General features: G+C 56.4%; 6 protein-coding genes. 5 read left to right on the forward strand and 1 reads right to left on the reverse strand.

The annotated features are described in order from the left end of the window. Positions 1-7: 7 nt before the first annotated feature. On the forward strand, positions 8-523 hold the full coding sequence (locus IHN22_RS05855; RefSeq protein WP_191434093.1) for a YcxB family protein: 516 nt from the start codon (positions 8-10) through the stop codon (positions 521-523). Positions 524-531: 8 nt separating this feature from the next. Further along, entirely contained in the window at positions 532-906 is a 375-nt protein-coding gene (locus IHN22_RS05860) for a hypothetical protein (RefSeq protein ID WP_191434095.1), read from the forward strand. A gap of 164 nt (positions 907-1,070) precedes the next feature. On the opposite strand, the gene IHN22_RS05865 is transcribed toward IHN22_RS05860, so the two are convergent. Further along, entirely contained in the window at positions 1,071-2,009 is a 939-nt protein-coding gene (locus IHN22_RS05865) for a LysR family transcriptional regulator (protein WP_300985640.1), read from the reverse strand. Between the two features lie 120 nt (positions 2,010-2,129). Between IHN22_RS05865 and IHN22_RS05870 the strand changes: the two genes are divergently transcribed. The 3 genes from IHN22_RS05870 to IHN22_RS05880 are packed head-to-tail and all read left to right on the forward strand — an operon-like array spanning position 2,130 to position 6,229. After that, entirely contained in the window at positions 2,130-2,597 is a 468-nt protein-coding gene (locus IHN22_RS05870; RefSeq protein WP_191434098.1) for a MarR family winged helix-turn-helix transcriptional regulator, read from the forward strand. Further along, positions 2,594-4,333 carry an ABC transporter ATP-binding protein gene (locus tag IHN22_RS05875; RefSeq protein WP_191434100.1) on the forward strand — a complete coding sequence of 580 codons (1,740 nt, stop codon included), beginning with the start codon at positions 2,594-2,596 and terminating at the stop codon, positions 4,331-4,333. Before IHN22_RS05870 ends, IHN22_RS05875 begins: the two co-directional genes overlap by 4 nt. Positions 4,334-4,348: 15 nt before the next feature. Continuing rightward, positions 4,349-6,229, forward strand: a complete 1,881-nt coding sequence (locus IHN22_RS05880) for an ABC transporter ATP-binding protein (RefSeq protein ID WP_191434102.1) — start codon at positions 4,349-4,351, stop codon at positions 6,227-6,229. Positions 6,230-6,434 lie beyond the last annotated feature (205 nt).

Raw genomic sequence — 6,434 nt, forward strand, 5'->3', positions numbered from 1 at the left:
GGCTGTTATGGAGTTTGTATGCAGCACCCGATATTCCCAAAAGACCCTGACCGCCATGGCCAGAGCACTGCGGAAAACAGTCCGGGTCAAGATGAATCTATGGCTTAAAGTCGTCTGTGCCGTTTTGATTGGTATTTGCCTGCTGTCCATCTATGCGTCCTGGGACGATCCCTGGTATGTGGGTACCAACGGAGTGGTGATCGTTTTTCTGCTGGCAGTACAGTGGAAGCAGGATTGGCTGAACGGCTATATTGCCCGGCGGCGGGCGCTGCCCGGCACGGAGTTCAGCAGTACCACGTTTCAGCAGGATTGCTTTGAGACTCAAATTGCCGGAGCTGTGACACAGTGGAAGTATGATAAGGTCACTGTGCTGGCAGAGAGCAGAGCATACATCTTTTTTATTATGGGGAAAAACCATGCCAGTGCCTTTGAAAAAGAGGGGCTGGAGGGTGGAAGTGTGGCGGAGTTCCGCCGGTTTCTGGAGGAACGGACCGGAAAGCAGATTAAATTCGTTGGGGGATAAATACGACGATGAATAAGCTGAAAACAGCGGCAGGGCTTGGTATTTTGGGCGCCTGCGTGGCAGGCGTGGTTTGCCGCCGGCGGAGGAGACGCATTCTGCTGGAAGAATATACCCGATACGCGCTCTATATGGCGGTGATGGACGACGAGATCTGCCGCAATGAGTTGGAGGGCAACTGGATCAATGGTGAAGAGATCCGGTTTCCGCCCAAGATGGAGTCCCTTCAGCAGCGCTACCATATGTTCCTGCGCTGGAATCGCAGAAAAAGCCGGGAGGACATCCAGACGGAAGTAGCCAGGATGGAGGAGCGGCTGGAGGAATCCAGGCAGTACTTAGGGCAGCCCAAAGAGGAACTGACGGTCTCTTTTCAGGAGGCGGACTGAGAATCTTGGGCGGAGGTACAAAAACTGTGAGTGAGAACGAGGCCCTGCCCGGCATCTTGCCGGGCAGGGCCTCGTTTCTCTTTTTGAGCTTGTCCGCCTCTGGGATGGATAGTGGTCAAAGTGGTCGCCTGTAGTTGTGTCAGGTCGCTTTGAAAACTGATGTGCTATGCGTTTTCAGGTTCCGGCAGGTGCAGGGTATCCTCCAGCAGATGAAGAAAGGTGCGAAGGGCCTGATTCCGACCACCGCTGGGCCAGACGGCTCCGTAGGACAGGGGAGAAAACTCCTTCAGAGGGAGGTAGCGCAGCCCGGGGCGCCGCAGTTGGGGAAAGACAGCCATGACCGCAAAAGCATAGCCTGTTTCCACCATGGTAAGAAGGGTCTCCTGGGTATCGCAGAAGATGACCTGGTCCGGGTCGTTGGCGGTGACGATCTGTCCCTGGATGGCGAACAGGGAGGAGGGGCAGGCGGGAGGGTGAATGGCGGCGATCCGTCCGGCCTGTTTCAGCTGCTCCAGGGTGAGCTCCTCCTGCTGGGCCAGCGGGTGATCTTCCCGACATACACATACCACCGGACAGCGCACCAGTTCCCGGTAGACGCTGTTTTTGGGGGCGTTTTCCTGAAAGGCAAACAGCAGCTGAATTTCGCCATCCGCCATCAGGTTATCCAGCGCGCTGAAGGGATAGAGGCGGAGCAGGGGAAGGATGTCCGGGGACTCCTGCCGCAGGCGATCCAGGGCAGGGCGTATCAGCTGGAGATCGGCGGCGCTGCGGCAGCCGATCTCCAGCCGTGTGGGCTGGGCAGCCTGGCAGCGTTTGACCTGGACCTGAGAGATCCGGGCCAGCTTGAGCATTTGGCCTGCGTACTGCAAAAACATATGTCCTGCCTGGGTCAGCCGAACGGATTTGCTGGTGCGGCTGAAGAGCTGGACCCCAAGTTCGTCCTCCAGTGTTTTGACCTGGTGACTGACTGCGGGCTGGGTGATTCGCAGATGTTCCGCCGCCCGGGAGAAGTTCAAAAAGTCCGCCACCGCCATAAAACATTCTAATTGTGTTGTATTCAACCAAATCACCCCGTACCGTATTTCTGCTTTTATACAATGCATAAAAACAATAAAACTCTTTTATTGATGATAGCAGATTTGTATTTCACATACAAGGGTTATCGTGCTATAAATAGTAAGGTATCTAACAATTAGCTTGGATATAAAAGGAGGGATACAGCTATGGCAGTGGATCGGAGCCGTTTGGCCCGGGACAACAGACAAATCTGCATTCAGATGGAGCGAATGGCAAATTATTATTTGGCTGCGTCTGATGTGACCGGCGTACAGGCCCAGATGCTGCTGTATATTTTGCGGCATTCGAAGACTGGAGTGTCGGTGACAGATCTGCATCAGATCAGCGGTTATTCCAAGGCCACCATATCCAATCTGGTCAAGCGGCTGCGGGAGAAAGGATATATAAGGGTGGAAGCCTGTGAGACGGATGACCGGCGCAGGCTGCTGTTCGGTACGGAGAAGGGGCGGCGCATACAGGCGCTTCTGGTTTCATCCATCCGGAAGGTGGAGAATTCCCTCTACCGGGGATTGTCCGCGGAAGAACTGTCCACCCTGGATCACCTGCAGAAACGTATGCTGCAGAATTTAATGATGTTCCAGACACAAAGCCACAAGGAGGCATCGGCAACGTGAAAAAAGTATTGCAACAGCTGGGAAGGTACCGCAAAGATACCATCCTGTGCATTATTATGGCGGCGCTGGAGATCCTGATGGAGATCCTGATGCCCTTTATCACAGCTCTGATCATCGATCAGGGACTGGAGGCCGCCAATCTGAACCTGGTGTACCGCTACGGCATACTGATGGTGGTCATGGCACTGCTCAGTCTGGTGTTTGGCTCCCAGGCGGGAAAATGCGCCGCCAGCGCTTCCGCCGGGCTGTCGGCCAACCTGCGCCAGGCCATTTATAACAACATTCAGACCTTTTCCTTTTCCAACATCGATAAATTCAGTGTGCCCGGTCTGGTGACCCGGATGACCACCGACATCACCAACGTGCAGAACGCCTTTATGATGGTGATTCGTATCGCGGTGCGTGCGCCCCTGATGCTGATATTCAGCTATATCATGTGCCTCATCATCAGTCCCCGGATGAGCCTGATGTTCCTGATTGCGGTGGTATTCCTCATTGTGGTGCTGGGGGCCATCATGGTGGTCACCCTGAAGATCTTTGGTCAGGTGTTCCGCAAGTACGACGATCTGAACGCCAGTGTCCAGGAGAATGTATCTGCCATTCGGGTGGTGAAGGCCTTCGTGCGGGAGGACTATGAGAACCTGAAGTTCTCCAAAGCCTCCGCCAATCTGTACAAGCTGTTTGTCAAGGCCGAGGGACTGCTGGCCTTCAACAACCCGGCCATGATGCTGGCGGTCTACTTCTGCATCATCACCGCCTCCTGGCTGGGCGCCCAGTTTATCGTGGGCGGCACCCTGTCCACCGGCGATCTGACCAGCCTCTTTAGTTACATCATGTCTCTGCTGATGAGCCTGATGATGCTCTCCATGGTGGTGGTGATGATCTCCATGTCCATGGCCAGCATCCGCCGGATCAGTGAGGTCCTCAGCGAGACCCCTGACCTGAAGGAACCGGAGGAACCTGTCACTCAGGTAGCCGACGGCTCCATTGACTTCGATCATGTCAGCTTTTCTTACAAGCACGGCAGCGGAAAGAACGCCCTCTCTGACATCGACCTGCACATCGCCTCCGGCGAGACCATCGGGGTCATCGGGGGTACCGGTTCAGGCAAGAGCAGCCTGGTGAATCTGATCTGCCGTCTGTACGACGTCAGCGAGGGGAGTGTCAAAGTGGGCGGCCTGGATGTACGGCAGTACGACATGGAGGCCCTGCGGAATCAGGTGTCGGTGGTGCTCCAGAAAAACACCCTGTTTTCCGGCACCATTTTGGACAACCTGCGCTGGAGCAATCCGGATGCCACAGAGGAGGAGTGCATCCAGGCCTGCCGTGCAGCCTGCGCCGATGAGTTTATTGAGCGCTTCCCCGATGGCTATCAGACCCGCATCGAACGGGGCGGGGCCAATGTGTCCGGCGGTCAGAAACAGCGGCTGTGTATTGCCCGGGCATTGCTCAAGCATCCCAAGGTGCTTATCCTGGACGACTCCACCAGCGCGGTGGATACCGCTACCGACGCCAAGATCCGGGCGGCTTTCGCCCGCCAGATTCCCGGCACCACCAAGATCATCATTGCCCAGCGGGTATCCAGTGTGGAGCACGCTGACCGCATCCTGGTGCTGGACGAGGGCCGTATCAATGGCTTTGACACCCACGAAAATCTGCTCAAGAACAACGCCATTTACCGGGAGATTTATGAATCCCAGGTCAATGGCGGCGGCGACTTTGACCAGCCGGCGTAAAGGAGGCCTGCTTTCATGAATCAAACCAAAACCAAAACCGGCAAGGTGCTGGGCCGGGTGCTCCGCTATATGCTCCGCTCCTACGGCCCCCTGTTCCTGCTGGTCTTAGTGTGCATCCTGATCTCCGCAGTGGCCACTGTAGTGGCCGCCACCTTCCCCCAGACTCTGGTGGACGACTACATCGTACCTATGCTGAACAGCGGCTCCCGGGATTTCAGCGGCCTGGCCGCCGATATTGTGCAGCTGGCCTGCCTGATGGGTGCGGGCGTTGTGGCAGCCTTTGCCTACAACCGGATTATGGTCAACATCAGCCAGGGTACCATGCGGCGGCTGCGCAATGATCTGTTCCGCAACATGGAATCCCTGCCCATTCAGTATTTCGATACCCACGCTCACGGGGATATCATGTCGGTATATACCAACGACATCGACACCCTGCGGCAGCTGCTCAGCCAGAGTATTCCCCAGATCATCAACTCGGTGATCACCATGGCGGCTACGCTGGTGACCATGCTGTTGATCAACCCCACCCTTACCATCATCTCGGTGATTACGGCGCTCATCATGCTGGTGATCACCAGGAGTTTCTCCCACCTGTCCGGCAAATACTATATCCAGCAGCAGAGGGATCTGGGCGCTGTGGACGGCTTTATCGAAGAGATGCTGGACGGCCAGAAGGTGGTCAAGGTATTCTGCCATGAGGAGGCCGCCAAGGCGGATTTTGCCAGGGTCAACGAGGCCCTGCGTCAGAGCGCTGACAAGGCCAACCGGTACGCCAACCTGCTGATGCCCATCAACAACAACATCGGCTGGCTGAGCTATGTGGTGGTGGCCATTGTGGGTGCGGTGCTGGGTATCAACGGCCTGGCGGGTGTGACTCTGGGTACGGTAGTTACCTTCGTGGGCCTGAACAAAAGCTTTACCCAGCCCATTACCCAGGTCAGCCAGCAGGTCAACTTTGTGGTTACCGCCGCTGCCGGTGCCCAGCGAGTCTTTGAACTGATGGACCAGCAGCCTGAGTCCGACGAGGGCTATGTGGAGCTGGTCAATGCCAGGGAGGGGGCGGACGGCCAGCTCACCGAGGCCCGGGAGCGGACCAACGTATGGGCCTGGCGGCATCCCCACAAGGCGGACGGAACCGTAACCTATACAAAGCTGGAGGGCGGCGTGGTGCTGGATCATGTGGATTTCGGCTACGAGCCGGATAAACTGGTCCTCCACGATATCAGCCTGTATGCTCATCCGGGTCAGAAGATTGCCTTTGTAGGGGCCACCGGCGCGGGCAAGACCACCATTACCAACCTGATCAACCGGTTTTACGACATTGCCGACGGCAAGATCCGCTATGACGGCATCAATATCAACAAGATCAAAAAGGCGGATCTTCGCCGCTCCCTGGGCATTGTGCTTCAGGATACCCACCTGTTTACCGGCACTGTGATGGACAATATCCGATACGGCAATCTGGAGGCAAGTGATGAGGAGTGCGTTGCTGCGGCCCAGCTGGCCAACGCCGACGGCTTCATCCGCCGCCTGCCCAACGGGTATGATACCATGCTCACCGGTGACGGCGCCAACCTGAGCCAGGGACAGCGGCAGCTGCTGGCCATTGCCCGGGCGGCGGTGGCCGATCCCCCTGCCCTGATCCTGGATGAGGCCACCTCCTCCATTGATACCCGGACCGAAAAGCTGGTGCAGGACGGCATGGACGCCCTGATGACCGGTCGGACCACCTTTGTGATCGCCCACCGGCTGTCCACGGTGCGCAACGCCGACTGCATTATGGTTATGGATCAGGGCCGCATCATCGAACGGGGAACCCATGATGAGCTCATCGAAAAGAAAGGAAAATACTATCAGCTTTATACCGGAAATCTGGCTGAAGAAGCGAGTTAACCGGATTTGGACAAAAAAGGCGGTGAATGTCGAGCGACATTCACCGCCTCTGTTTATTGAGCCAGGGAGGGCAGCTTTTTCTACAGGCTCCAGGATCGGCCGCGGAATACATCCAATGAAAAAATAAAAAGAACCGCAATCCATTGGATTGCGGTTCTTTTTCTGGTTGCGGGGGGAGGATTTGAACCTCCGACCTCCGGGTTAT

Source organism: Flavonifractor sp. An112, from assembly GCF_904377885.1.
Classification (GTDB): Bacteria; Bacillota; Clostridia; order Oscillospirales; family Oscillospiraceae; genus Flavonifractor; species Flavonifractor avicola.

Coding starts and splice junctions, on each gene's coding strand:
- IHN22_RS05855 (WP_191434093.1), top strand. CDS start 8: ATGGAGTTTGTATGCAGCACCCGATATTCCCAAAAGACCCTGACCGCC.
- IHN22_RS05860 (WP_191434095.1), top strand. CDS start 532: ATGAATAAGCTGAAAACAGCGGCAGGGCTTGGTATTTTGGGCGCCTGC.
- IHN22_RS05865 (WP_300985640.1), bottom strand. CDS start 2,009: ATGCATTGTATAAAAGCAGAAATACGGTACGGGGTGATTTGGTTGAAT.
- IHN22_RS05870 (WP_191434098.1), top strand. CDS start 2,130: ATGGCAGTGGATCGGAGCCGTTTGGCCCGGGACAACAGACAAATCTGC.
- IHN22_RS05880 (WP_191434102.1), top strand. CDS start 4,349: ATGAATCAAACCAAAACCAAAACCGGCAAGGTGCTGGGCCGGGTGCTC.